At 52.7% G+C, this 25,604-nt stretch carries 24 protein-coding genes; 8 read left to right on the forward strand and 16 right to left on the reverse strand.

All coding sequences use genetic code 11. The annotated features are described in order from the left end of the window. Positions 1-255: 255 nt before the first annotated feature. The 3 genes from BC440_RS17080 to BC440_RS17090 all read right to left on the reverse strand — a co-directional run bounded on the left by BC440_RS17080 (position 256) and on the right by BC440_RS17090 (position 2,799). Positions 256-984 carry an SDR family oxidoreductase gene (locus tag BC440_RS17080; RefSeq protein WP_071240698.1) on the reverse strand — a complete coding sequence of 243 codons (729 nt, stop codon included), beginning with the start codon at positions 982-984 and terminating at the stop codon, positions 256-258. A gap of 28 nt (positions 985-1,012) precedes the next feature. After that, positions 1,013-1,744 (reverse strand): SDR family oxidoreductase, encoded by a 732-nt coding sequence (locus tag BC440_RS17085; protein ID WP_071240699.1) that lies wholly within the window; start codon positions 1,742-1,744, stop codon positions 1,013-1,015. 98 nt (positions 1,745-1,842) lie between these two features. Further along, a complete protein-coding gene (locus BC440_RS17090) occupies positions 1,843-2,799 on the reverse strand; it encodes a sugar-binding domain-containing protein (protein ID WP_071240700.1) in 957 nt (318 codons plus the stop codon). 210 nt (positions 2,800-3,009) lie between these two features. Here BC440_RS17090 and BC440_RS17095 point away from each other — a divergent pair, with 210 nt between their 5' ends. The 8 genes from BC440_RS17095 to xylB all read left to right on the forward strand — a co-directional run bounded on the left by BC440_RS17095 (position 3,010) and on the right by xylB (position 10,890). After that, on the forward strand, positions 3,010-4,443 hold the full coding sequence (locus tag BC440_RS17095; protein WP_071240701.1) for an extracellular solute-binding protein: 1,434 nt from the start codon (positions 3,010-3,012) through the stop codon (positions 4,441-4,443). A 119-nt stretch (positions 4,444-4,562) separates the two neighbouring features. Then, the gene (locus BC440_RS17100) at positions 4,563-5,441 is read left to right on the forward strand and encodes a sugar ABC transporter permease (RefSeq protein ID WP_071240702.1); all 879 of its coding nucleotides are present in this window, start codon (positions 4,563-4,565) and stop codon (positions 5,439-5,441) included. Between the two features lie 4 nt (positions 5,442-5,445). After that, the gene (locus BC440_RS17105) at positions 5,446-6,282 is read left to right on the forward strand and encodes a carbohydrate ABC transporter permease (RefSeq protein ID WP_071240703.1); all 837 of its coding nucleotides are present in this window, start codon (positions 5,446-5,448) and stop codon (positions 6,280-6,282) included. Between the two features lie 4 nt (positions 6,283-6,286). Then, on the forward strand, positions 6,287-6,544 hold the full coding sequence (locus tag BC440_RS17110; RefSeq protein WP_071240704.1) for a DUF2160 family membrane protein: 258 nt from the start codon (positions 6,287-6,289) through the stop codon (positions 6,542-6,544). 4 nt (positions 6,545-6,548) lie between these two features. Beyond that, on the forward strand, positions 6,549-7,601 hold the full coding sequence (locus tag BC440_RS17115) for an NAD(P)-dependent alcohol dehydrogenase (RefSeq protein WP_071240705.1): 1,053 nt from the start codon (positions 6,549-6,551) through the stop codon (positions 7,599-7,601). 11 nt (positions 7,602-7,612) lie between these two features. After that, entirely contained in the window at positions 7,613-8,674 is a 1,062-nt protein-coding gene (gene ugpC, locus BC440_RS17120; protein ID WP_071240706.1) for a sn-glycerol-3-phosphate ABC transporter ATP-binding protein UgpC, read from the forward strand. A 9-nt stretch (positions 8,675-8,683) separates the two neighbouring features. Beyond that, positions 8,684-9,373 carry an HAD family phosphatase gene (locus tag BC440_RS17125; RefSeq protein ID WP_071240707.1) on the forward strand — a complete coding sequence of 230 codons (690 nt, stop codon included), beginning with the start codon at positions 8,684-8,686 and terminating at the stop codon, positions 9,371-9,373. 65 nt (positions 9,374-9,438) lie between these two features. Further along, positions 9,439-10,890 carry a xylulokinase gene (gene xylB, locus BC440_RS17130; protein WP_071240708.1) on the forward strand — a complete coding sequence of 484 codons (1,452 nt, stop codon included), beginning with the start codon at positions 9,439-9,441 and terminating at the stop codon, positions 10,888-10,890. Positions 10,891-11,049: 159 nt separating this feature from the next. Here the strand turns inward: xylB and BC440_RS17135 are convergent, their stop codons facing one another. The 13 genes from BC440_RS17135 to trbL all read right to left on the reverse strand — a co-directional run bounded on the left by BC440_RS17135 (position 11,050) and on the right by trbL (position 25,590). Beyond that, entirely contained in the window at positions 11,050-12,699 is a 1,650-nt protein-coding gene (locus BC440_RS17135; RefSeq protein ID WP_071240709.1) for a recombinase family protein, read from the reverse strand. A 30-nt stretch (positions 12,700-12,729) separates the two neighbouring features. Then, positions 12,730-12,954, reverse strand: coding sequence for a hypothetical protein (locus tag BC440_RS17140; RefSeq protein WP_071240710.1), 225 nt, complete (start codon positions 12,952-12,954; stop codon positions 12,730-12,732). A gap of 135 nt (positions 12,955-13,089) precedes the next feature. Then, positions 13,090-13,872, reverse strand: a complete 783-nt coding sequence (locus tag BC440_RS22460; protein WP_083379409.1) for a hypothetical protein — start codon at positions 13,870-13,872, stop codon at positions 13,090-13,092. A 4-nt stretch (positions 13,873-13,876) separates the two neighbouring features. Then, positions 13,877-15,496: an ATP-binding protein gene (locus tag BC440_RS17145; protein WP_071240711.1), complete on the reverse strand. Its 1,620-nt coding sequence runs from the start codon at positions 15,494-15,496 to the stop codon at positions 13,877-13,879. 2 nt (positions 15,497-15,498) lie between these two features. Next, complete coding sequence (locus BC440_RS17150) at positions 15,499-17,097, reverse strand: restriction endonuclease subunit S (protein WP_071240712.1); 1,599 nt, start codon at positions 17,095-17,097, stop codon at positions 15,499-15,501. 252 nt (positions 17,098-17,349) lie between these two features. Continuing rightward, positions 17,350-18,765, reverse strand: coding sequence for an N-6 DNA methylase (locus BC440_RS17160; RefSeq protein WP_071240714.1), 1,416 nt, complete (start codon positions 18,763-18,765; stop codon positions 17,350-17,352). Between the two features lie 366 nt (positions 18,766-19,131). Next, positions 19,132-20,124, reverse strand: a complete 993-nt coding sequence (locus BC440_RS17165) for a nucleotidyl transferase AbiEii/AbiGii toxin family protein (RefSeq protein WP_230729410.1) — start codon at positions 20,122-20,124, stop codon at positions 19,132-19,134. Next, complete coding sequence (locus BC440_RS17170; protein WP_071240771.1) at positions 20,039-20,908, reverse strand: type IV toxin-antitoxin system AbiEi family antitoxin domain-containing protein; 870 nt, start codon at positions 20,906-20,908, stop codon at positions 20,039-20,041. Before BC440_RS17170 ends, BC440_RS17165 begins: the two co-directional genes overlap by 86 nt. A 219-nt stretch (positions 20,909-21,127) precedes the next feature. Further along, complete coding sequence (locus tag BC440_RS17175) at positions 21,128-21,379, reverse strand: DUF2274 domain-containing protein (protein WP_071240715.1); 252 nt, start codon at positions 21,377-21,379, stop codon at positions 21,128-21,130. A 2-nt stretch (positions 21,380-21,381) separates the two neighbouring features. Beyond that, positions 21,382-22,563 carry a TrbI/VirB10 family protein gene (locus BC440_RS17180; RefSeq protein ID WP_071240716.1) on the reverse strand — a complete coding sequence of 394 codons (1,182 nt, stop codon included), beginning with the start codon at positions 22,561-22,563 and terminating at the stop codon, positions 21,382-21,384. Then, positions 22,553-23,542, reverse strand: coding sequence for a P-type conjugative transfer protein TrbG (gene trbG, locus BC440_RS17185; RefSeq protein WP_071240717.1), 990 nt, complete (start codon positions 23,540-23,542; stop codon positions 22,553-22,555). Before trbG ends, BC440_RS17180 begins: the two co-directional genes overlap by 11 nt. 5 nt (positions 23,543-23,547) lie before the next feature. Then, entirely contained in the window at positions 23,548-24,255 is a 708-nt protein-coding gene (gene trbF / locus BC440_RS17190) for a conjugal transfer protein TrbF (RefSeq protein WP_071240718.1), read from the reverse strand. Beyond that, positions 24,256-25,590 (reverse strand): P-type conjugative transfer protein TrbL, encoded by a 1,335-nt coding sequence (gene trbL / locus BC440_RS17195; protein WP_071240719.1) that lies wholly within the window; start codon positions 25,588-25,590, stop codon positions 24,256-24,258. Positions 25,591-25,604 lie beyond the last annotated feature (14 nt).

Here is a 25,604-nt window from a genome sequence, read left to right on the forward strand (position 1 = left end):
CAATCAATAAAAAGCTTGGTAACCGCTGGCTGGCTATGGCTCCCCGGCGAAATTCTGCCAACTCGTGCAACAATCGGCGTCAATGAACTTGGCGCAAATACCCTGATCGAAGTCGTGGTATCTGCTGCCAAATAGCAATCTGCTATAGCATCTTTCAATTCGCGGTAAGTTTAACAACCTAGCCGCAACGCAAATGTTGATCTTTGGCACAGGCACATCAAGAAATTTCAAGATGCCTGTGCCAAAACCGTAAAGTTAGATATCAAAGTTGGTGGGCAAAACGATCATGTCACGGATCGTCACCGTACGCGGGCGCGACAGCATGTAAATCACCGCATCGGATACTTCCTCGGGATCAAGCAGCGCGCCATTTTCCTTGGCTTTACGCAGATTCTCTTCGGGCCAGTCTGCCAAAAGGGCCGAAACGACCGGCCCCGGCGAAACTTGTGCGACACGAATGCCGTGCTTGTTTAGCTGGCGACGCATGGTTTGCACAAAGCAAGTGATTGCCCATTTTGATCCGGAGTAAACCGGCTCCCACTGGATCGGCATATGACCTGCAACGGAAGCCGTCACAACGATGTCACCAGTTTTGCGTTCCTGCATGTGCGGGATCACATCACGAACATTCTTCATCACGGCATTGACGTTCAGGTTCAGCATCCGATCAATCGTTGCGGTGTCTGTTTCGGTCAAATCACCACCGATATAGGAACCTGCGTTGCAATGCAGAATGTCGATATGGTCGACCTTTTGCAGGATTTCGGGAACCATCGCAGCACAGCTATCTGCATCAAGCAGATTGGTATGTTGCGCAATAGCATTCGCCCCCAATTCAGTCGTCAACTGAGAAAGGGCATCCTTATTGTAGTCAACCATCACAACCTTTGCGCCAGCTTCAAGAAGCGCGCGCGTAGTAGCAAGACCGATGCCCGAGGCAGCGCCAGTGACAACAGCAACTTTGCCCTGAAGGGATTGAGCCATAATTCGTCTCCGATAAAAATGATTGAGATCAGACAGCCAGAAAACCGCCATCCACAGGCAAGACAGCCCCACTGACGAAGGACGCATCGTCGCTCAACAACATGATGATCGAACGGGCAACGTCATCTACCTCGGCAAAGCGCCCCTGGGGGTGACGAACCATCATCGGATCGGCTTTGGCCGGCTCCGACCATGTCGTCGCGGCAAGTTCGGTCATGGTAATAGTGGGGGCAATGGCATTGACCCGAGTACCGTACGGTCCAAGCTCCTTGGCCATGACGCGGGTCGCGCCTTCCAGCCCCGCCTTGGAGGCAGCGTAGCACATATGTTCCTCAAACCCGCGATGCCCGGCGATGGATGTCACATTAACAATCGCCCCACCACCACCTGCTCTCACCCGGGCACGTGCAAATTCCTGCGCACAAATCAAAGCCGCCCGCAGGTTGATTCCCATCACGGTTTCATACCCCACATCGGTCATCTCAAGCACACTTTCAAGGACATTGGTCCCGGCACAATTGATCAGAAAGTCTGCCGTCCCTGCGGTCTGCATGGCAGTGCGTGCCGCCCTACTGTCGGACAAATCCACCTGAATCGTGCGCGCCCCGATCTGGGCATTCAGCGCATCAAGATCACCTTGTGTTCTGGCCATGGCGATGACGGAGGCACCGCGTTCAGCCAGAAGATGGGCGCAGGCACGACCGATGCCTTTGCCAGCCCCTGTGATCACGACTGTTTTTCCCTTGAATGTATCGGTCATGAAGCGACGTTTCCCTGATAATGATTACGCAATTTGCACCATGGCCGGCTTATTGTTTGCCGCTGCTTTTCTCGTTTTGCGATGCGCTGCGTTACTGATTAAGTCATGCGTTCCAGCAGAATATCTGCGGTCAGATCATCTGTAACAAGTGTGTCCACCAACCCGCGCTTGATCGCTGCATGAATGATTGGGACCTTGTGTTTGCCGGCCGCCGTCAGGATCTTGTTGGGAATATCTGCTAGCGCGTTCAGGTCGACCCCGACCGTTCGCTCGTTTAGCGGATGGTCAATCTCGTTCCCATCAGCATCAAGAAAACGGCCAAGAACATCCCCGACCGCACCCGCGTCACGCAATTCCTGCATGGTCAGATCCGCTGGCAAACCATATTTCACCATAAATGAAAGATCGGACACATCCCCCACGACCAGAAGGGCGGCATCAGCAGAAAGGCACCGCTCGATATGGGATGCATAGATTTCCTGGCTGAGGAAAATATCCTTATCCACATCATCGGGCAGATAAATCGGTGCAACCAGATGTGAATAGTTGGCGTCAAACCGCTCGGCAAAGCCCGAAGCAATGCTAAAGGCATTAAAGGATGATCCGGCCGCCGTCCCGCCCATCAGGGCAAGAATTTCCAGATCCGGCAGGGAATGAAGCGGCAAACGCTCCATCGCGCGCTGCAATGTTACCCCCCAGGAAACCCCGATCCTTTTCCACGGCTCAGTCTTGAGCGTGGTTGTCAGATAGTGGGCAAGTGCCGCGCCAACAGGGGCGTGATAGTCATAATTGTTATGATCTACCGGCACGACCAGCGCTTTGCCAACTCCTGCCTGTTCCAAACGTTTTTGCGCTTCAAGCCGGGTTACAAAAGGCGACTCGATCTGGATTTTCACCAACCCCAGCGACTTTGCTTTCTGAATCGCCTGATTAACACGCAGGCGGGTTACCCCCATATCACGCGCGACTTCCGCCTGTGTCTGGCCGTTCACGTAATAGCGCCAACAGACCTCGGTCACGAAACCTTCGCTATCCTCAAGTGGTTCTCTTGGCATGAATTATTTCCTCTTGTCGCCCTGCACATTGGCCCTGTGCAATTGTCACGTCACGCAAACTAACAAATGTAATTCAAAAATTACAAATGAAAATTTTCACTTGCATCAAATATATTACATATGCATTCTTCCGGCGACCGGAATCGCAAATCCAATGCAGCGCAAGACTGCCAAATGCGATCCCCCATCAACCAACGGGAGGAATATTCAATGAATTTTGCACTCAAAGTGGGCGTCTCAGCCTTAGCCATGGCTGTCGCCTCAAGCACTGCTTATGCTGATGATGCATTCTGGAAAGAAGCAGCCGCCCCCTATCAGGATGTCACACTGCATGGCGTGACGGAATCCACACCGCCATCCAATTACATTCGCGAAGTCCTCGCCCCACAATTCGAGGAACTGACCGGTATCCGCGTTGATATCGAGACCACGTCCTGGGATCAGATGTATGACAAGGCCATCAAGGACATGGAAGCTGGAACCGGCATCTATGACATGGTATTTATTGAACAGGACATTGTCTATTCCTATCTGGCGCGCGACTTCCTGACAGACACGACCAAACTTCTGGCCGATAATCCGTCCCTTAAGGCACCGACTTACAGCGAGAACAACTTCACCACCTTTGCCGACTATTTCCGGGGCGAAAACGGTCACCTGTATGGCGTCCCTATGGAAGCCTTCATCAAGATCTATCTCTATCGTACCGACCTGTTCAACGATCCGGAAATCAAGGAAGCCTTCAAGGCAGAAACCGGCCACGAACTGAAACCGGCCACCACGCATGAAGAATATGGCGAGATCGCCCGCTTCTTCACCAAGTGGGGCGAAGATCACGATCTGGATCTGTGGGGCACCACCGCACAGGCCCATACCGGCCATCCGGCATCCTGGTACGAGTTCTTTGAAACCATTGCCCCGACTTATGGCGTCTATAACTGGGGCATTGATGCGGACAACAACTATGCCGCATCCGTTGCCAATGGGGGTTCGATGAACAGCCCCGAAGCCAAGGAAGCCATGAAGTGGTGGCTGAGCATGCGCGACATTGCCCCGCCTGAAAGCAATGCTTCGACCTGGACGGAAGTCGGCACCACATTTGGTGCGGGTCGTGTTGCCCAAGGTCTGGTCTATGGTGAAAACGCCGGCTGGATCGCAGCCGATGAATCCAAATCGCTTGTGGTTGGAAAAGTGGGGGTCGCCCTGCCCCCGATGGAAGACGGCATCCTTGAGGAAGTCGAAGGCGGCAAAGGTTATATCGGTTATTACGATGGGGGTGCCTTTGGCATTCCAGCAACGTCAAAAAACCAGAAAGCCGCGATGCTGTTCCTGCAATATATCGGTCAGGACGAAGTTCAGCCGGATTGGGCGGTTGCCGCACCGCGTGTGACCAACAAATCGACCTATGACGATCCCAAAGTCCAGGCCATGAACAAAGAACTTGGCGGTTATTATGATCTTCTGCGTGACAAGGGATATCTGTTTGCCGGCGCCCCGGCATATCCGTTCCATGCACAGGTTCGCGAAGCTACTGCACCGATCCTGTATCAAATCCTGACGGGCGACCTTGGCCCGGACGAGGGACTTGATCAGATGGCAGCAAAGGCCGAGGCCGAACTGACCGATCTTGGTTATCGCAAGTAAGGTCTTTCTCCATCTTACCTGTCATGGTCGCTGCCCCATGGGGCAGCGACCAGATCCCGGCATGATCCCCGCTTTGGCGGCGTGACCGCCACACTGCATCTTTTTCCAGGGAGTTGACGATGCAATCCAACAAGCTTGGTTGGATCCTCCTGGCCCCTACGCTGGTGATCCTGTTTTTCTTTGGCGTTTTGCCGTTCCTGTATGTCGTTTTCGTCTCGTTCCATCAATGGAATCCATTTGCGGCATCCCCCGAAATGATTTTCAACGGCGCGGAGAATTTCAGGCGCATCGTCTTTGACAGCGCATTACTGAATTCGCTGGGCGTGACAGTTGCCTTTGTCATCTTTGCCGTTCTCTCTGAACTGGTGATCGGTTATCTGCTGGCCCAGGCCTTTATGCGGGAATTCCCCGGAAAGTCGATTTTTCGCACGATCCATACACTGCCACTGATTATGGCACCGATCATTGTCGGGTCGGTCTGGAAGCTGATGACCACACCATCCATCGGGATCATCCCCCATTATCTGGATGAATGGTTCGGGATCACGATGAATATCGGGACATCCGCCCCCGCTGCTTTCCTGACCATCGTCATCATGGATATCTGGCACTGGACGCCGCTTGTCACCCTGACCCTGATCGCGGCACTGGTGTCGCTGCCACGCGATCCGTTTGAACAGGCCCAGATCGACGGGGCGAACAAAGCTCAGACATTCTGGCACATCACCCTTCCGATGATCACACCGGCTCTGGTCGCAACCGTTTTCATTCGCCTGATGGATGCCCTGCGCACGGTCGATGAAGTCTGGATGCTAACCGGGGGTGGCCCGGGATCGTCCACCCGTTTCCTTGGCGTGCATATCTTCAAGGAAGTCTTCCCCAAGACCAATTACGGCTATGGCTCTACCATTTCGGTGATCGTGCTGTATCTGACCATCGTGGTTTGCTGGCTGCTCTATGTCAGCATGCTCGCACCGCGCAAGAACCGGAAGGGATAAGACGATGAAAAAGCGCAATCCGCTACTGACAACGCTTTTCTGGATATTGATCAGCCTTCTGACCCTGTTTCCGATCTATTGGCTGTTTGTCATTTCGGTCAAACCCGCGGTTCAGCTTTTCAGCACACCGGACATTCTGGTTAGCAATCCCTATTGGGGGAACTATGTCGAGGTTCTCGGCAATCGGTTGATCCGAAGCTACATGGTCAATTCACTGGTGATTTCGACCGGGAATGCCGTGCTGTGCACAGTGCTTGGTTTCTTTACCTGCTATGCGCTATCGCGTTTCAATCTCCGCGGAAAGGAATCCATCTTTTTCTGGACGATCACCAACCGTATGGCACCGCCCGCGGTGTTCCTGTTGCCGCTTTTCCTGTTGATGACGCAGGTTTACCGGGTTGGCGATTTCATGCTGCTTGATACCCGGATTGGCATGATTCTGGTCTATTGCACCTTTAACCTGCCGTTTGCGATCTGGACCCTGCGCCCGACGATTGACGCCATCCCGCGTGAACTGGATGAAGCCGCCTATGTCGATGGTGCAAGCCCATGGAAAGTTATTACCGAAATCGTTTTTCCGCTTTGTCGGCCCGGGCTTGCTGTGACCCTGATCCTGACCTGGGTGTTTGCCTGGAACGAGTATCTGCTGGCCGCAACACTTACCAATTTCGATGCCCGTACCCTCACCACCGGCCTTTCGGAATATGTCACGACCACCGGGACCGAGTGGGGAATCATGGCCACGATTTCAGTCTTCACCCTGATCCCTGCCCTGATCGTGTTCGGAGTGGTTCAAAAACATATTGTCGCCGGTCTGACCTTTGGCGCGGTGAAAGGATAACACCATGACCAGACACAATACGACACAGCTTGATACAGCCTCGCTGACCGAAGACGACACCGAAAAAAACAAGGCCCCGGAAGAACGGCACGGCTTTCTGCCAATCGAAACCAATGCTTTTGACCGGTGCTTTATCTCGGTCGTGATCTGGGTGGCAATGTCCCTGTTCTGGTTCCGCTTCCTGGAGCCAATGGGTCTGTCCATCTGGATTTCGAATGCCATTGCCCTTGCTCTTGCTGTCTTTATCGTCAGGAAAGGATAACGCCATGAAATCGTTGGTTCTGGAAAAAAAAGACGACATTACCCTGCGCGATTTTCCTGCCATTGACCGCGAGGAAGAGGACCTTGGCCCACGCGACGTGCGCATCAAGATGCATACCGTCGGCATTTGCGGTTCGGATGTGCATTACTACACCCATGGCCGGATTGGTCCATTTGTGGTCAATGCGCCAATGATCCTGGGGCACGAAGCATCCGGCACCGTGATCGAAACCGGAAGCGATGTCACAACGCTGTCCGTTGGTGACCGGGTCTGTATGGAGCCGGGTGTTCCCGACCCCAACAGCAAGGCAACCCGCCTTGGCATGTATAATGTTGATCCGGCTGTCCGCTTTTGGGCAACCCCGCCGGTACACGGGATTTTGCGCCCGACCTGTGTGCACCCCGAAGCCTTTACCTTCAAGCTTCCCGACAATGTATCCTTTGCCGAGGCCGCCATGGTCGAACCGCTTGCAGTGGGTGTCCACGCCGCCACCAAAGCCCGGATCAAACCGGGCGATATCGCAGTGGTCATCGGGGCTGGCCCCATCGGACTGGTCACCGCATTGTCGGCATTGGCTGGTGGCTGTGCCCGAGTGTATGTCGCCGACCTTGCCGAAAAAAAGCTTGAAATAGCAGCATCCCTAAGTGCGGCGATCATCCCAATTGATGTCAAATCCCAAAACATCCCCGAGGTGATCAAACGCGACACCGATGGCTGGGGGGCCGATATCGTGTTTGAAGCCACCGGCTCGCCCAAGGCTGCCGCCGGGGTTTTTGAACCCCTTTGCCCGGGTGGGTGTGTCGTCATGATTGGCGGTCAGCCTGATCCGATCAGCTATGACGCAGGGGCAGCGATGATCCGGGAAGCCCGGATCGAGAATATTTTCCGTTATGCCCATGTCTTTCCGCGTTGTGTTGCCATGCTGAGTTCCGGCGCAATCGACGTAAAACCCCTAATCACCAGAACATTCGCATTCGAAGACAGCGTGCGCGCATTCGAGATCGCAGCATCCGCCCCACCGGCGGATGTCAAATTACAGATCGAATTGCCGCAATAGGGAGAAGCCTTATGGCCGACGTAAAAATAGAAAACGTAATCAAGCGCTACGCCAATGTTCAAGTCATGCACGGGGTGAATGTCGACATCAAGGATGGCGAGTTTGTCGTCCTGGTGGGGCCGTCTGGCTGTGGCAAATCAACACTGTTGCGCATGCTTGCCGGGCTAGAGGAAATCAGCGAAGGCACCATCTCGATTGGCGGACGGATCGTGAATGATGTTCTGCCGAAAGAACGCGATATCGCGATGGTGTTCCAAAGCTATGCACTTTATCCCCACAAAACGGTTTATGAAAATATCGGCTTCCCGCTCAAGATGGCAAAACGACCGGAAAGCGAGATAAAGCAAAAGGTTACCGACGCCGCCGAAATTCTCGATCTTGCCCATCTTCTTGACCGCTATCCCAAGCAGCTTTCCGGCGGCCAGCGCCAGCGTGTCGCCATGGGCCGCGCCATCGTACGAGATCCGCAAGTCTTCTTGTTTGACGAGCCGCTCTCAAACCTTGATGCCAAACTGCGCGTGACCATGCGCGTTGAGATCAAGGAACTGCATCAGCGTCTTGGCACAACGATTGTCTACGTCACCCATGATCAGATCGAAGCAATGACCATGGCTGACAAAATCGTCGTCATGCGTGATGGCCGGGTCGAGCAGATTGGTTCTCCGTTGGATCTGTATGACAATCCGATAAACGTTTTTGTTGCTGGCTTCATCGGCTCGCCTTCGATGAATTTCGTTCATGGCAAGATAGGAGAACGCGATGGCACGAAGCACTTTGAATCCGATAACGGCCTGATCCTGCCGATACCACCGACCACAACACCAACGGGCAAATCAGTGACCTACGGCATTCGTCCCGAACATATCGACATTGGCGATGAGGGGATTGCAATGAATGTCGTGGTCGTTGAACCAACAGGTTCTGAAACCCAGATCGTTGCGAAATCAAACGGTGACCTCATTGACGCCCTCGTCAAACAGCGTATCTCTGCCCGCCCCGGTTCCGAACTTCATTATGTGATTGATCCGGTCAACGTGCATCTGTTCGACCGCGATACCGAACTGCGGATATAGGGGAGCCCGATGAATTCACCTGCCGCAGTAATTTTCGACCTCGACGGTTGTCTGGTCGACAGCGAACCCTTGTCACTTGAGGTTTTGGCAACCGAAATGCACCGCCTCGGAATTGATGGCATTACGGTTAATGATATCCGTGACCGGTTTCTCGGGGTTTCGATCCAAGACATTTGCAGACATGTCTCCGAACGTCTCGGCCAGGCCTGCCCGGACGATTTTGTCGACCGGGTCGAAACGCGCCTGCTAACAGAGTATCAAACGCGCCTCCAACAGATTGAGAATGCGGAAAGGTTGTTGGATCGGCTTTCCAATGCAGGGATGAAAACGGCACTTGCAACCGGCAGCTCCTTGCGACGAATGAAGGCAACTCTTGAGATATCGGGTCTTGTCGCGCATTTCCCGGGCACCGCATACAGTGCCGAGCAGGTCGCCAATGGCAAACCCGCGCCTGACTTATTCCTGCTTGCCGCAGAGGGCATTGCAACCGATCCCAAAGATTGTGTTGTTATTGAAGACTCTCCGCATGGCGTAAAAGGAGCTATCTCAGCCGGGATGAGAGCTATAGGTTTTGTAGGTGGAACACATTTACATGATATTCGCTCACATCAAACCCAACTGCTTAAATCCGCCGGTGCGTCAGAAATCTTTGAATGCCTTCTGGACGTTGGAGATGCAATTCTGCACAAGCCTGCGTAACATCAACACATTCGCATGCCATCGCTCAAGATATGGCAGCTTGAATTTCCACAGAAGGCTTTGGGATGACTTTTCTTGGAATTGATCTGGGAACCTCCGGTATCCGCCTACTGCTGATTGACGACGGTGGTGTGCCGATAGGCTCAGCGGAACGCAGCTATCACGCCAGCCATCCGCACCCGGGTTGGTCTGAGCAAAATCCTTCGGACTGGATTGCGGCACTGGAAGATTCCATTGCCGAGCTGCGTGATAATTATCCGCAGTTTGCCGCGCTGCGGGGTATTGGCGTAGCCGGCCATATGCATGGAGCGACGCTTCTGGATAACAGCGGACGGGTCTTGCGCCCCTGTATTCTGTGGAATGACACGCGCTCTCATACGCAGGCCGCGCACCTTGATGCCAAAGAACCGTTTCGTGCCATTTCAGGCAATATCGTCTTTCCGGGATTTACCGCCCCGAAACTTGAATGGGTGCGGGAAAACGAACCCGATATTTTTGCAAAAACCGCAAAGGTTCTTCTGCCCGCCGCTTATCTTAACTATTACCTGACCGGGGAATATGTTGCGGACATGTCGGATAGCGCGGGCACCTCATGGCTTGATGTCGGTAATCGGACATGGTCGAACACGTTGCTGTCTGCCGGAAACATGCGCCAAGATCAGATGCCCCGCCTTGTCGAAGGTACGGACGAAGCCGGTCGCCTGCGTCCCGCTCTTTTGGACAAATGGGGTCTTGGTGGGCCGGTTTCGGTTGCCGGTGGTGCGGGTGATAATGCAGCAGCGGCCTGTGGCATTGGCGCACAGAATGAAGGACAGGGATTTGTCTCGCTTGGCACATCTGGTGTATTGCTATCAGCACGCGACGGCTATCATCCGGCACCAGAAACCGCGTTGCATACATTCTGTCATGCCATCCCGGGACGATGGTACCAGATGGGCGTTATGCTCTCGGCAACAGACAGTCTGAACTGGCTTGCGCGCATCACCGGTCAAAACCCTACAGAGCTAACTTCAAAGCTTGATGGCAACCTGAAAAAACCCGGCACTGTCCGCTATCTCCCTTATCTGGCGGGCGAAAGAACGCCACACAACGATGCAGAGATCCGTGGCAGCTTCACAGGACTGGCGACCGAAACCAGCCGCGAAGATCTTACGCGTGCCGTGCTTGAAGGTGTTGCGTTTGGTTTGCGAGACAGCTTTGAGGCATTGGCCGCAACCAACGCTAAACTGGATCGTTTGATCGCTATTGGCGGTGGGTCGGCCTCCCGATACTGGATACAGCTGATCGCGACTACTCTTGGCGTCCCATTGTCACTTCCCAAAAGCGGAGAATTTGGAGCAGCACTCGGTGCTGCACGACTTGGCATCACGGCTGCCACCGGTTTGGCCGCGAATAGTGTCATGAGCCTCCCGGAAGTCCGGGAAACAATTGATCCGGACAAAGGCCTGACGAGCACATTTGATGATGCTTATCAAAAGTACAGTTCTGCGTATCTCGCCATAAAATCTTGCCAGTAACATCCTGGATTTTGGCAGGATTAGCGCTCACTTTGTTCGCTCAGCTCCGCCCTATGGGCTCCGCAAAGAACCTGGCAACAGGCTTGGCCTGTTGCGGGTTCCAATCCATATGCACCGGGCAAACAAACATTAAAAAAGCCCGCCATTTGGCGAGCTTTTTTAATGTTGGTTGCGGGGGCCCGAGGCCACCTTTGTTATAACTTCAGGTGGACATTGGCTTCTCCGCTCGGTCGCAATGTCCAGAATGCCCATTAACTCACCACGCAAGCTGATTTGAAAGTCGCCGCGTTTATCTCCAGGCGTAACAATTATTTCTCCAACTACGGACCTGATTGCGTCTGCCGCCTCCGCATACATTTGCGGATCGTCGAGAGCTGCGGTCAGATTTTGCACCTTCTTCCGGTAAATCTCCGCAACATTGGGATGGATATCAGGAACATCTTGAGGAACCTCATCCATACGCGCGATGATCTCTTGTTTTTCCTGCTCAAGCTCTTCCATTCGGGACTTCATCGCCGGCTGGTACATGCCATCTTCAATAGCCGACATAATGCCCGCAATCCCGCGCTCGACCTTTTCCAGTTTCTGCCGATCAAGAACAGCTTGTGCACGGCGTTCCCGGTTCATCTGGTTCAGACCTTCGGCATACGCCTGAACCGCTTCTGCCACCGCCTCTGCAGAAACCAGTTTTTCGGTCAGCCCGGCCAGAACACGGGCTTCAATTTTGTCCCGAACAATTGTGCGACCATTATCACAGGTTCCACGACGATAACGATTCAGACAACCATAACGGTCCCGGGTGATGATGCCGTAGTTACCACCACAACAACCGCACTTGATAAGACCGGAAAACAGGAAAGCCGGTCTGCGCAAGCTATTGAGCTTTCCGGCATGGTATTCGCGAACACCCTTGGTAACATTTGCATACTTCCTGGAAATTTCTTCCTGCCGACGACGCGTGGCCTGCCATAGATCATCTTCAACGATACGCAATCCAGGCACCTCAGCCCGAACCCACTCGGTTTCCGGGTTAGGTCGTGAAACCCGCCTTCCGGTCGCCGGGTTCTTTACATAACGGCGCCGGTTCCAGACCATCACGCCGATATAAAGCTCGTTATTCACGATGCCAGTCCCTCGAGAAACATGACCACGAATGGTCGTATCACCCCAAACCCGACCATACGGTCCGAGTATGCCTTCCCGATTGAGATCAGCAGCGATCGCCTTCGGACTTTTACCCGCAGAAAACTCACGGAAAATGCGGCGCACAATTTCGGCTTCTGCCGCGTTGATTTTTCTCTCGCCTGTAACTGGCTCGCCGTCGCTGTTTAAGCGCTTTACAACATCATAGCCGTAGCAAACCCCGCCGCCGGACTTACCGTTCTCAACTCGCCCGCGGAGACCTCGACGGGTCTTGTCGGCAAGGTCCTTGAGAAAGAGCGCATTCATGGTGCCCTTGAGGCCAACATGCAGTTCGGAGATTTCACCTTCGGCCAATGTAATGATCCGCACGCCAGCAAACTTCAGATGTTTGAACAAAGTTGCAACATCGGCCTGATCCCGGCTGACGCGATCCAATGCCTCTGCCAGCACCACATCGAACTTCTTCGCCTGCGCATCTTGCAACAGGCTTTGAATACCCGGTCGTAAGGTTATACTGGCACCTGAGATGGCCGCATCCTGATAGGTGCCGACAATTCGCCATCTCTCCCGCTTTGCCTGCTCCCGGCAAATACGGAACTGATCTTCGATGGAGTTTTCACTCTGGTTGTCGGAAGAATAACGGGCATACAATGCTACACGGGTCATGAGGCCTTCCTTTCTCGTAGAACAAAAGGTTCACCCTTTGGGGCCTTGCCCCTTTATCTCTTCTCCCAATGTGGCAGGACTATTGTCATTAGCTGCCCGACGTTGCTTTTTCTCCCAAGCCAAATAGTGTTGTCGAGCGATATGATGGCCTATGGCGTGCGCAATGGTCCGCAAATGCTGCGCCTCCTCGCCACCGCCATTGTCATTGGCCGCAGATGGAATTACCCTTGCCATTCCATTTTTCTTCTGTGTCATGAGCAAACCTCTTCCAACAAAATAATATGCTGGAATAAAATTGCTCAAAACCGTCTAAAATCTTGCCCCCCTTATGTGCGCTCAGCCTGCAATTATGTTCGACTATTAATAAAATACGAAAACCAATTCAGTCTCTCACGCTGAGCAAAGTAAGCTATCCACCCACTCAATATGTCGATGACCCGCCAAAATTCTTCGGGCAAAGACGGATAATTCTGCATTCTCGGAAATACAATTTGCTAGCGTCCGCACGTGCTCTTTGAAGGAATTGTCGATAACTACATTTCCAGATTCTGTTAGTGGAAATAGCCGTTCTGCCGCCTTAACTTTGCGTTCTATTGAAACGGCTAGTATCGTACGAGTGTCAACTAGGTCTGAATGCCCCAAATGATAAAACTTGATTGATTCATTTGCACGTCGATAGCGGCCAGCGTGTACTTCCTCTGAATATCTCGGAATGGGCCTGCCCGATTGGTCAAAATCTATAAGACCTGGTTCATCAGGCTCACATGGATCCAAAAGGATCGGATTCTCATTTTGCTCCGTGTCAAGGCACGTTGCCCGCTGAGCTTCATCCACAAGAGGAAAATTATCTCCTTTCCCACCTGTCTTCCCATTTTCCCTATCTGTCCGTACACTGTTACAAAATGTACATGCAAATCGATAGTTGCTGTGCCTGAAAGCCGACCACGGATACTTACTTTTTGGGCGAAAATGATCTACAGCCCCATCAGAGCGTTCCTGTACCATTTCGCAGTAAAAGCATTTATTATGTGAAATCTCCATCAAGAATGGCTTAAGATCTCGCCAAATATCTGAATGGTCGTTAATTCTTTCAGCTCCATCTGCAAGTGCAATATGGGAGCGGGCCTGCCAGTTATCAGGAAGCTTCAATTGGTCCATGTTGATGTATCGCATGTCCTCAATCCCCCTCCTTTTGTAGAGCTTGATTGATCAAGCGCTCCGCCTTTTTAGAGTCTTCAGGTGTTTCTTCCCTATCATTTGTTGGATGCGGTTCATGATTGAGCTTTCGTAATGCCTCTTTAAGCTCTGGATCACGTACCTCATAACGGAAACCATAAGTTTGAAGCTCGTCGTTAATTTCCTTCAGTTCTTTTCTATCATCTTGGTCAAGTTCGTCTTTTGCACTAATGCGACGTTTTCTTGCAAGTAAGTCTTGAGTATGTGTGTCCAGCGCGGCGCTTAACCCAAACATCTCGCTCGTCATTACACCTGCATACCCCATCCCACGCGGGTGCGTATCAGGTTCCGCTGCAGATATTGTCAATGTTTCCCTATCCCTTGTAAGGATTTGAACCTGTTCCTTTTCAAGTTCAGCGACAGCAACAGGATTGTGCGTTGCCAAGAGAACATGGCTACTCTGCTTTTCTCCCTCATTAACGTTTAGAAAATTGCGGATATGCTGAAGATACTCGACGCTCCATCTGGGGTTCAGATGCGTATCAGGCTCATCAAGCAAAAACAGGCTTTCTTCTTCCGCCGTAAAACGAAGCAAACCCAGAACTGTCAAGAGCTGCTGTTCGCCTTCACTGAGTTCACGGAATGTAACTGACCCATCATTTTTCCGCAGCTTCACCCTGATCCGCACCTCATCAATCAGCTCGGAAACATAGGTGCTTTCTAGATCTTGAAAGAACTGCGCTGTGCTCTTCCCCGCACGCAGCTTGCGTAAAGCATCAAGATCTTTAACGAAAAGATACAAAAACTCCATTGTTTTGGAGTTCCAGAGACTTACCTTCTCTTTCCGAGTAATCCTTAAGGGTGCAATAGAAATATCATACAGCGTTGCCAGAAACTCCGACACCACGCCACGTGCATTCCAAAAGCGCGGATCACCACCCTTGGATGTCCATGAAGGTTTTCTGAGTACGAAGAGAACAGAATCAATCCCACCTTCTTCTAAGCCGAGCTGCTCCTGCAGAAAATTATCAGTCAACTCGGCATTATTCACAATAAACGACAACAAGACAAAGTTGCTATGCACAGGCAACGCATAAAACAAACGCTTTAGGCCCGGGTTTTTTCCCGCTCTAAGGTCCTTGTCGTAACGTTCAAGATACTTGTGAAAAACCTCTTCCATCCTCTCGCTTTGGCCCGAGTAATAGCCAAATAGAAATTTCGGCAGGTATCCGACTTCCTCATCACGCAATCTGGAAACAGCCAATGCTTCGCCTGGGGCCTCATCAAAACTTAGGGCAACAGGTGCAGGCTCCGCATCATGAGCATAAGGCGCAAGCTTAATGCGGTATGGCTCCTTGTTCTCTGGGTCTGCATCTATGCGAACCCATTTGTCCTTTATTTGATAAGAGATGCGATAGGCGAAGGATGGTTTATTTTTGTTCCCTTTTGCATCTTCACCCATGATCAGATCACGAAAGAGAACTGTAATCGCTTCCAAAACGTTCGATTTACCAGTCCCATTTCGACCAATCAGGACGGTAATCAAATGCTCCTCTGCGAAATCAATCGTCAGGTCTTTCAGGTTTTTGTATTCACCAATCCATAACCAATCGATACGCATGTTTACCTCTTACTGACCGATGTCAATCGAACCCAGTCTTCATGTCCTCTACGCTCAACCTCAACAAGGCCGTTTTGAAGGTGTTCTCGCAACTCGTTATAGAATCTTTCAACAGCATCAGATGTCGAGCCATTGCCAACGCCGAGCGCTTGCGCCGCCTCACTGGCGGAAACCCAGTTCCCATTGATTTTCAAAACATCGATCAAGTTTTTCATCCTCTCCCCTACCTTAATTGACTTTTGGGAACGCGTCGCCGCCTTGCGCCTTGACCTGGGTTTTGCCTGTACCGAATTTTTTTCAGTCTCAACCCTATTGAGCAGCATTAAAGCGGTTTCGTCATTTGGATCTTGCCGAACGATCCTTCCTCGGAAAGCTGCCTGAAAAACAGATGCATCAAGTACGGCGATCTGCTTTGATGCAGCAGCGCACTCGGCAGACACGCGGTCGAGCCAAGCAAATGTGCTTTCGATGCGGCGAACAATTTCGACCGCTTCATCACTTGGTGGCACAGGCATTGGAAGGGCTGCTATTTTTTGCTTACTCACCGACGCAAGGTTGGTAGTTTGTGTACCTTGTTCAAAGAAATATCTTTGCCCTTTTTCGTTGGCATAGTGGGACACAAACTTCGACGGGAAGGAGCAATCCTTTAAGCGAATGCGGAAGACATGATTCTGGTGAATACAGTCCGAGATTTGTCCCTCCCATACCCATCCACGACCAAGTTTGTCACGATCACCACCCTCATTCATAAGGATATCACCCTCACGAAGAAGTAGGCGTTCTTTCTCTAGGTGAGTAACCTCTATGGTTTTTATCTCATTAAGATTCAGCCAGCCACGCTGGACATTCGCGACGCGCAGATATGGAACACTTACTAAGTCAGTAGAAACTCTTCTTTTCTTTCCAACTTGTATCCCACCCTGAATCTCACTGATATCCTCCAAAAGCTTGATTTCCCACCCCGTTGGCAGATCGTTCACGTCAACCTTTTTGTTTGAAGGCTTGAGACGTAGATCTTTTGTAAGCTCCCCTGAGAATGCCATATCCAAAATACGTGATTTATATTTTTCAATCAGCGCCGGGATTTTGTCGAGTGCGGCGCGAGCCCGCACCGTGCTGGAAGTCAGAGCGTTAAGCTTCGCAACAATCCGCTTTTGCTCGGCTAGAGGTGGTAGAGTTACAGGAAATGTTGCTATTTCATCGAAACTAACACGCGGACGATCACCTTTATCAAGCAACGCCGTGAAGTTAAGGAAATCCTGCATCTTGATACGCCGCATCACAAAATCAGCGATGGTTACTTCATTCGGAACAATCGCAAGAACTTCTGCCGAGGCAACACCATCAAATGGCGCAACAACTACTTTGTTGAGGTAAGGTCGCAAACGGCTGTAAAGGACATCCCCCTCTTTGAAGACGGAAACTTGACTTCGAACTTCAGAAGCCTTTCCGACGCGAAGAATTCTCGACGTATGCGCCTCAATGTCTTCTAAACCAATAAATGAAGCCTCAGGAACGGTAGAAGGGTCGCATTTTTCTCGTCGGTGTCGGGCTATTTGTCCCAAATTAGTTTCAGCCCACCCCTTTGGCAAATCATTCATGCACGTCTCCCACTTGTGTGGATTGGACCTGCCCTTGACCAAAGTAGCTCTCCTTGGGCCGCTGTATATCTGGCTCAGCAGGGGCGGACATACCAGTCTGATCAACTTCAGTACATTCTGCTAGGCTCCGGCAAGTTGATTCTGCTGCGACGAAAACTTGCCTATTGCCTCCTTGAATGTTGGCTTTCGATCCTCCCCCATGGGTTCGTTCTACCAAAAACAATTGGTTCGTCGTCCCAAAAGCTCCAGTCGTCATTCTTCAACCTCCGCAGCTTCTACGAGTTCCCCGACAACAGCTTCAATTTCATTCATTGCCGATTGAAGATGAGAAAGGATCAAAGCGGCAATCTCTTCCGGCGCTTCAATCGCATCCTCTATATCCCCACTGTCTTCGTGCAGCCAAGAAATCAACAGATCGTCATCGCGGTCAGCAATCTCCTGCCGGCTAAAAGAGCGGAACCGACCTGTTTCTCCCTGATCGAATCGCTGAAATTTCCCATGCGGGTCGTTGCCGAAACATTTCTCAAATTCAGAGAAATGATCGTCTAACAACGGTGTGGTTTTACCAAACACCGGCATGTTGGTTCGCAAATCATACAACCAAACCGAACCTGTATTTTCTTTTTTCTCCATACCGCGATCAAAGAACAACACATTAGTTTTAACAGTCGCGCTCGCAAAAATTCCAGTTGGAAGTCTTAAAACCGTATGTAGATTGCATTTATCCATCAGATCCTGCCGGATCAACCTGCCTACGCCATCATCAGATAGCACGTTGTCAGGCAATACAACCGCGGCGCGCCCTCCAGGTTTCAAACCGAGATATATGTGCTGAAGAAAAGCCAACTGCTTATTTGCATTTTGATACGGGAGATCCGCTCGGAGCGTTCTTCTGCTACCAGCTTTGCTGCCAAATGGTGGGTTAGCAAGAATTAGATCTGCTGGAAGGAGACCTGTAGCGTCATCCGTTAATGCATCGCCATAAATAATCTCGGCATCAAGACCATTCAGAAACGTATTCATCAGACAAATTCGACGAGTATTCTTCTCAATTTCAACGCCTTGATATTTTGGAGCTCTTTTTTCGTATGCCGATTTCGACTTCTCCGAGCGAACGAAGCGATCCGCCGCAATCAGAAACCCACCACTTCCCGATGCGGGATCTTGGATAACCTCACCCGGTTGAGGTTTCATTATTCGTACAATGGAGTTAACCAATGCCCTTGGCGTGAAATACTGTCCTGCTCCAGAACGAACATCTTGCGAGCTTTTTTCGATCAAACCTTCATAGATTTGCCCAAACCGATCATCACCCAGATCATTCCAGTCAATTTTAGCAATGCCATCGATTACAGCGTGAAGGTTCTCTTCATGAGAAAATACCGTTGTAGGGAATGCATATATAGCCTGAATCGTTTCACTTTCGGCGCTGGTGCCAAGATGAGTGAGCATTTCTTGGTAAAAACCCAACAAGCCATCTTTCGGCTGTTCAACAAGATCTTTCCAGCGAGACCCTTGGGGAAGCAGGCGTTCGACACCATTTTCCTCTGCAATTTTGAGGAAAAGAAGGTACGTTAATTCAGATACATATTGATGGTAGCTTATTCCGTCACCACGAAGGATGTGGCAAAGGTTCCAAATTTTTTGGACGATGTTTTCATTTTTCATATTGTGCCTCCATAAACACGGCTTTAGCCCTTACAAACTCAGCCGCGTTCACACTCTCTGCTCCAACTTCAGCCATTTTTCGATGAATCGACACCTCAATGTCGGCGCGCAGAAATCGCCAGAAATTGCCAACCTTGAACCCTAGAAGTTTCCCCACCGCCAGAGCGATAAGCCGTCTCTTCTGCGAGACGGAGGTATTTGGCGACCTCTGGTAGCGTCATCACATCCAAGCTCACGTGAACCTCTCTGTTTCCCGATGGGAAAATAGGAGAAAATTAAGGAGATACAAGCAAAAGTAACCCATTGAAGAGGCTGGCACTCTACAGAACTCTTTCCTCGTGGCATCTAATTTACTTCCAACAGATCTCAGGAAAACAACTTTGCCAACCTTCCCCGCAATTCAGCATGCTTCTCCGGGTTCTCATCCTTGAGGCGTCGCAGATTGAGAAGCTTCCATTGAACAGCCGGAAGCTGTTCTGCGGCAGGAAAACCTATCAAATTAAAATCCGGCTCTCCATCATGCAGCGACAACAGGAATTGGGCAAACTCCCCTGTGAGGGCATTTTGAATATCGGCAATCAAGCGCAACCGCACGTTTTCCAGATCAGCAGGATTGACCTCGTCTCGCGTCATCCCTGCAAATTCCTGATCATGCAGTTCTTCAATCGGGACGGGAACCGGTGCGAGCAATTCATGCGGCGGTCGTCCCGACGTGCTGACATAGACCCAAAAAACCCGCAGCAGATCTTCGGTCAGTCCTTCATTTTCATATAGCAGTTTGACGTCAAACAGGTCCCGCGGATGCTGGCGATCAAGGGCGGCATGTAACTTTCCGGCATATAAATCCTCAAATGAGAGGACATGCATCTCGGCAAACCCGAAGGACTCTTCCACGGCATCGGATACCTTGTGCAATACAGGCGGCAGAACCGTACCGCGCATGACCGGAGACGTCTCGATCTTCACGTTGGTTGTTCCACGTGTGGCCATGATCCGGGTTTCCAGATTTCCGCCACCGGCGATCCGCTGAAACCGCACATCCCTGTTTTCGCGGCTTGCCGCTGCGATGATCCGGTCCAGTGCCTGATCAATATTTGCAAGAGACGTCGCCCGATCTTCGATTGGTAGATATGTCAGATCAATATCAACAGACAGACGGGGTAAATCTCGGTAGAAAAGATTGATCGCCGAACCGCCTTTCAGTGCGAAGACTTCCTCTCGCGCAATCACCGGCAGAAGGCGCATCAGCAGCCGAACCTGTTCGACATAGCGCTCACGCATTATGAGCTCCCTCCCCCTGCTCCGAGGGCATAAACGCTTCGGGGACTGATATCCGGTAGATCGGATGTATTTTTCCATCCTTGATCAAGGCCCGCGGCCCCGATCCCAAATCAATCGCAGATTTGTCGAGATATTTCAGCCAAGCGTGGGCGTGACGATCAGCAAAAACGAAAAACAGTCGTTTGACCTTGATGCTCTGACAAGCGCGCAGGAGGGTCATAAGATGTTTCGGACGCAGATTGGCAAGTCCCTGGAAAATCATGTCGAGATTGTCAAAGCCGGCATGCGACGGCAATTCATCGAGTGCCTCAAGGATCGCCCGTTCTGGTGAGGATACCTTGAGCGGCCAATGCCACGGACTGACAGTCGGACCGGTATTGCCGTTCATGTTCTCAAGTTGACGTTCCACGTTCTCGATACCGGCCGGATCATTCCCAAAGAGGTTGGTCGAGCGGACAATGAACTCTGTTTCTCCCGGCAATCGCGCAAGCCAGGACGGCACCTCGCCATAGAGATAGATACGCTCTTTATTACCCAGCGACAGATAATGAGAAAAGCCATGGAAGGTCAGTGCACTCAATCCTCCCAGATGGACCTCATGCTCCATGATCGACTGGATCGACAGCAAAACAAGCTGCCAATCAGGGGCGGGATTCCGGTTCAAACGGGCTGAATGATCCGTGCGTGACAATGGCCGACGATAAACACCCCGGACCACCCGCTCCAGCCAACCGCGCTCGGCATAGTTATGGATCGATTTGGGATCGACGCCAAACCGCTTCAACCATGCCGCATCAACCAGAAAGCCGGGTGGCACCCGCTCCAGCATCGGTTTCAATCTTGGCGTTCTTTGATGGCTCATAACCATCAAAATCGCATTTTTTGAAAACATCATCAATTGAATTTTTAATTTCTCAACTTTTGATGGCTTTTAACCATCAAAATCAGGATTTAGTAAAATATCCCGAGAGCAGCGCCCCTATATCGAGATGTTACAAAAGCTTGGCAGTTATTCACAAATGTCGAGCTTTTGTAAAACCGCCCCCGGCATCATATGAGACTGACACCTGACCCACATCACTCACGACGATTTGCTTTGCCGCCCCTCCTGCGCACCACCTTTCAGCCCCTCCTTCCGCGCCCTTACAAAGGCCCGATCATTCTCAAGAAACGCTTCAAGCATGAACGGGATCAATTCGGCAACCGCCTCGCTCTCACCATAGGTCTCCCGATAGAGCGTCGCATAGTCCCGAAGCTTCCGGTTCAGATCGGCATTAACAGTCACCGTCAGTTTGACCGGTTTGCGATCGGGCAGCTTGGCAAGCTTCATCATCTTTACTCTCCACCATAGGGTTTGAGCACAAGGTCGCGCTGGACGATCACCCGGACCGGCCAGCCAGGACGAATTGTGATGGTCGGCTGGATATTGAGGTTCTTCTCGGTGATCTGCCGCCCGGCCCGATCAACATTCTGCTGAGTGCTTTCGCGAATGGCGCGCACCAGATCGCTCTCGTCGCTGCCAAGCGTCAGTTCGGTCCCGACCCCGAGCAGGGTCGCCAGCGAGATGCCCTTGAGCAACTGCCATGTATGGTAATCAACCTCATCCTCGAGCCCGGCATAGCCGCTGGCATCAGAGGCCGGCATGTTATCGAGCCGGATCGACGTTCCATCGGGCATCAGGATGCGCTGCCAGACCACCAGTGCGCGCGACTGACCGAAGGCAACCATGCTGTCATAGGTGCCGATCAGCCGGGCCCCTTGCGGGATCAGCACGGTCATGCCGGTGACAGTGTCATACACATTGGCATCCACCTGGGCGATGATCTGACCGGGCAGATCGGAATTGATCCCGGTCACAAGGCTGGCCGGAATGATGCTGCCCGCCATGACCTGCCAGGGCGAGACCGGTGTTTCCAACGGATGTGGGTTATAAATTCCGCCGTCGTCATGGTCGCGCATGAAGTCGAGCTTGCTCTGCCGGTCATCCGGAATCGCATTCGGATCGGTACTGGGTTCTAATGAGGCAATATCCCCATTTATCGCGGCTCGATTTTCGGAAGCTTGAGTGTTTGGTCGTTCGGAAGATACCGCATTGGCCAGCGAGAAAAACACACCGGACTCCCTTGCATCAATCGCCTGTTGTGCCTGCCGTTGCTCGGCGAGCGAAAGCTCACCGGAAGCAACATCCATTCCCTGGGCGCGTTGGGCCGCCACAATCGGACGCCCCAGATCACCCGGCAAGGGTGGTCCGAGCTTTGGTACATCCTGCTTTATCTCGGAATAATCCTTGGGCAGGTTTTCCAACTGATCGGGTCTCGCCTGCTGCCCGGCATGATAGAGCTCGTCATTGTCGTTGGCGTTTTTCAGGGACGGGGTTTGCAAGGCCATCATCGCGATCCCGAGAAGGGCTCCCGATCCCAGTGCGGTAACCCCAATCACGATACTGCGCCGGAAGCGAACAATCCGGGCATCGGGCCGACCGCGCAGTTCAAAACTCTCCTCCGACCTATCCGTCATCGCGAGTTCTCCCACCGGAAGCGTCGAGATGCCTGATCCGCACCACCTGCTGCGGGTCGGTGCCCATACGCAGTTCAGCCACCCGGAACAACTGATCGACGATGTAATAAGTGCCGCGCTTGCGGTAATTGACCAATTGGGTGTCGCCATTGGCACCGATCACGAACAGTGGTGGCACCTCTCCCCGATCGATACGCTCGGGGAATTCGATATAGACCTTGTGCCCGTCATCGAAGGCCCGGACCGGTCGCCAGGACGGGTTATCCCCTTCGATCTCGTAGCCAAAGCTGATCTTCTCAAGCGCCAGATTATGCGCGACCGGTTGAGCCGCAAGGGCCTCTGCATTGTTCCGGCGTAACATCACCAGACGATCCTGCGGATAGTTCCAGGAAATCGCTGCCATCGCGGTTTCTTCGGTGCTGATCATTTGCAGATGGTAGGTCCGCTGGTCGGTGGCGATCATAAGATTGGTTTTAAGCGCCGGAGCGAAGGGTTTGATCAGGATATGAACCTGTTGGTTATCCCCCGATCCGCTGGTGGTATCGCCAATCACCCAGCGTACCGTATCCCCGGCCGATACGGCGCGGAGCTGTTCACCGGGCTGCAGGGCAATATCGGTCACCTGCCCCGGCGCGCCATAAAGACGATAGAGCGCCCCCTCGCTATAGGGATAGACCTGCACGGCATTGATATAGCCGTGTTTGGAGGGTTCCAGTAGTGCTGCCTTATTCGCCGTCTCCACCCGTTGTTCGGGCGAGAGCTTGTCTGCGGGTGATTGGCCTGGCAACGGCATCAGTTGTCCCGGCAGGGGCAAGGGTTTGGGGACTTCAACGATTTCGACCGGACGTGCGGGCTCCGCTTTAATGGTCGCCTCTTTGAAGCTGGCCCGATCATAGCTGATCGCAGGCGGCGGTGTCCCCGCCTTGCAGGCCGTGAGCACCATCATAGAACAGGTAAGCATCATCACATTGTGTTTCATGAGCGTTACTCCTGCGATCCGGGAGAGGATGTATCGAACTCGCGCGACCAGTCGATCGCCCGAACATAGAGCCCGAGCGGGTTCTTGCGCAGTTCTTCGGCATTGGCCGGTGATTTCGAGATGACAGTCAGGATGGCGGTCCAGCGTCTTGTGCGCATCAGGGCACCGCGCTCATAGATGCGCTCCTGCCATTTGATCTGGAAGGACTGATCCGATGCGCGCACCACACTTGAGACCTCGACCGACACACTGCGCTCGCCAATCCCGGCGAAAGGATCGTTGCGATTGGCATAATCATTTAGGAACTGCACCGCCTGACCAGTAACAAAATCATAGGCCGCCAGCCAGTTCTGGCGGACCAATACCGGATCGGTGGAAACCGAACGGACCAGTTTGATGAAACGGGCCAGATACCAGGCGAGTTGTGCATCGGTGGGCTGGTAGTCCGGCGCGACCGGCGCGATCGCTCTTGCCTCGCCGAAACGGTCGATCTCGACGATATAGGGCATCACCCGGCTTTGCAGGGATTGCCAGATCAACCCACCCGATAACGAACAAGCCAGTGCAAAACAGCCAAAGGCCATAAGCCGCCAGTTTCTGGCCTGAACGCGCGCTGATCCAATACGCCGATCCCAGACCTGACCGGCCTTCTGATAGGGCGTTTCGGGTTCGGGCGTCGTACCATAACGCTGCAGGGATCTTTTAAACGGCATCTATTCCCCCTTTTCATCGAGAGACGGATTGGCGCCAGTACCGGGGCGATCACCATCGCGCACGGCCTGCGTGGTCGAGTGTCGGTGGGCCCGCATGTTCTGTTCATGACGCAGACGTCGCGCCCAGTCGGGTGCAGATGCCCTATTGCTGTTGGCGGCATGAAAGCTTGCCGATCCGGTTGGCGCACCACCGGTCGCAGCCCAGGCCGCTGCCCTGCCCTTCTCGGCTTCCAGCTTCAGGGTTTTGACAGCGCGATCCGACACCGAGCGCACGGTTTGACTTGCCTTGCCACCGGCAGCACGGGCAACACCGCCCATACCGGCAGCAGTTCCGGCCAAACCTGTTGCTCCCGAGGCGGCACGTCCCACCTGAAAGGACGTTGTTACACCGGCACCAAGTGCCGTTGCCGCACGCAGGGCAACCAGACCGCCGCCAGCAACCGCCCCGACACCACTCAGTGCGGCACCACCGACCAAAAGCGTTGCCCCGGCAGCGGCACCAGCCGTTCCAAGCGCAGCCCCGGCACCGAGTTGTGGTGCGCCTGATACCAATCCCGAGGCAATGCCGGGTCCGAAGATGCCCAGCCCCAAAAGCGCCAGAGCGCCGAGGACCATCGACATGGCCGCGGCCATATCGGGTTCCTGCCCCTGAAGGGCGTCGGTAAAACTTGTAAACAAAGTGGAGCCGATCCCGACAATCACGGCCAGCACCATCACTTTCACACCTGATGAAATGACATTGCCAAGCACCCGTTCGGCCAGAAAGGCGGTCTTGTTCCATAGCGCGAACGGCACCAGTACGAAACCGGCAAGTGCCGTCAGTTTGAACTCAAGCACCGTGATGAAGAGCTGGATTGAGAGGATGAAGAAGGCGATGATCACCAAAAACCAGGCCAGCAACAGCACGAAGATGGTCAGGGCATTGACGAAGAGATCGGGAATGCCGACCAGATTGCCGACCTGCGCAATCAGCGGCCAAGCTGCCTCATAGCCGGTTGCGGCAATCTTGCCCGGTTGCAACAGATCGTCTGCGGTCAGGCTTCCCGGTACGGTTTGCAGCCCCAACCCGGCAAACGAGGCATAGATGATGCCGGTCAGGGTCTGGAAGTTATTAAGGATCAGGGCGAAGGTACCGACATAGAGCACCTTGCGGATCAGACGGGCGAGAATATTGTCCTCACCGCCCAAAGCCCAGAACAGACCGGCCAGTGTGATATCAATCCCGATCAGGATGGAGGTCAGAAACCCGACATCACCTGATAGCAGGCCGAAGCCGCTATCGATATAGCGACCAAACACCTCCATAAAGCGATCGATGATGCCAAGGTCATCCATACCCGAACCCGATC

Source organism: Thalassospira sp. MIT1004, from assembly GCF_001858545.1.
Taxonomy (GTDB): domain Bacteria; phylum Pseudomonadota; class Alphaproteobacteria; order Rhodospirillales; family Thalassospiraceae; genus Thalassospira; species Thalassospira xiamenensis.

What these genes read in the sequence shown, in the direction of transcription:
- BC440_RS17080 (WP_071240698.1), bottom strand. Translation starts at nt 984, where the DNA reads ATGGCTCAATCCCTTCAGGGCAAAGTTGCTGTTGTCACTGGCGCTGCC.
- BC440_RS17085 (WP_071240699.1), bottom strand. Translation starts at nt 1,744, where the DNA reads ATGACCGATACATTCAAGGGAAAAACAGTCGTGATCACAGGGGCTGGC.
- BC440_RS17090 (WP_071240700.1), bottom strand. Translation starts at nt 2,799, where the DNA reads ATGCCAAGAGAACCACTTGAGGATAGCGAAGGTTTCGTGACCGAGGTC.
- BC440_RS17095 (WP_071240701.1), top strand. Translation starts at nt 3,010, where the DNA reads ATGAATTTTGCACTCAAAGTGGGCGTCTCAGCCTTAGCCATGGCTGTC.
- BC440_RS17100 (WP_071240702.1), top strand. Translation starts at nt 4,563, where the DNA reads ATGCAATCCAACAAGCTTGGTTGGATCCTCCTGGCCCCTACGCTGGTG.
- BC440_RS17105 (WP_071240703.1), top strand. Translation starts at nt 5,446, where the DNA reads ATGAAAAAGCGCAATCCGCTACTGACAACGCTTTTCTGGATATTGATC.
- BC440_RS17110 (WP_071240704.1), top strand. Translation starts at nt 6,287, where the DNA reads ATGACCAGACACAATACGACACAGCTTGATACAGCCTCGCTGACCGAA.
- BC440_RS17115 (WP_071240705.1), top strand. Translation starts at nt 6,549, where the DNA reads ATGAAATCGTTGGTTCTGGAAAAAAAAGACGACATTACCCTGCGCGAT.
- ugpC (WP_071240706.1), top strand. Translation starts at nt 7,613, where the DNA reads ATGGCCGACGTAAAAATAGAAAACGTAATCAAGCGCTACGCCAATGTT.
- BC440_RS17125 (WP_071240707.1), top strand. Translation starts at nt 8,684, where the DNA reads ATGAATTCACCTGCCGCAGTAATTTTCGACCTCGACGGTTGTCTGGTC.
- xylB (WP_071240708.1), top strand. Translation starts at nt 9,439, where the DNA reads ATGACTTTTCTTGGAATTGATCTGGGAACCTCCGGTATCCGCCTACTG.
- BC440_RS17135 (WP_071240709.1), bottom strand. Translation starts at nt 12,699, where the DNA reads ATGACCCGTGTAGCATTGTATGCCCGTTATTCTTCCGACAACCAGAGT.
- BC440_RS17140 (WP_071240710.1), bottom strand. Translation starts at nt 12,954, where the DNA reads ATGACACAGAAGAAAAATGGAATGGCAAGGGTAATTCCATCTGCGGCC.
- BC440_RS22460 (WP_083379409.1), bottom strand. Translation starts at nt 13,872, where the DNA reads ATGCGATACATCAACATGGACCAATTGAAGCTTCCTGATAACTGGCAG.
- BC440_RS17145 (WP_071240711.1), bottom strand. Translation starts at nt 15,496, where the DNA reads ATGCGTATCGATTGGTTATGGATTGGTGAATACAAAAACCTGAAAGAC.
- BC440_RS17150 (WP_071240712.1), bottom strand. Translation starts at nt 17,097, where the DNA reads ATGAATGATTTGCCAAAGGGGTGGGCTGAAACTAATTTGGGACAAATA.
- BC440_RS17160 (WP_071240714.1), bottom strand. Translation starts at nt 18,765, where the DNA reads ATGAAAAATGAAAACATCGTCCAAAAAATTTGGAACCTTTGCCACATC.
- BC440_RS17165 (WP_230729410.1), bottom strand. Translation starts at nt 20,124, where the DNA reads ATGGAAAAATACATCCGATCTACCGGATATCAGTCCCCGAAGCGTTTA.
- BC440_RS17170 (WP_071240771.1), bottom strand. Translation starts at nt 20,908, where the DNA reads ATGAGCCATCAAAGAACGCCAAGATTGAAACCGATGCTGGAGCGGGTG.
- BC440_RS17175 (WP_071240715.1), bottom strand. Translation starts at nt 21,379, where the DNA reads ATGATGAAGCTTGCCAAGCTGCCCGATCGCAAACCGGTCAAACTGACG.
- BC440_RS17180 (WP_071240716.1), bottom strand. Translation starts at nt 22,563, where the DNA reads ATGACGGATAGGTCGGAGGAGAGTTTTGAACTGCGCGGTCGGCCCGAT.
- trbG (WP_071240717.1), bottom strand. Translation starts at nt 23,542, where the DNA reads ATGAAACACAATGTGATGATGCTTACCTGTTCTATGATGGTGCTCACG.
- trbF (WP_071240718.1), bottom strand. Translation starts at nt 24,255, where the DNA reads ATGCCGTTTAAAAGATCCCTGCAGCGTTATGGTACGACGCCCGAACCC.
- trbL (WP_071240719.1), bottom strand. Translation starts at nt 25,590, where the DNA reads ATGGATGACCTTGGCATCATCGATCGCTTTATGGAGGTGTTTGGTCGC.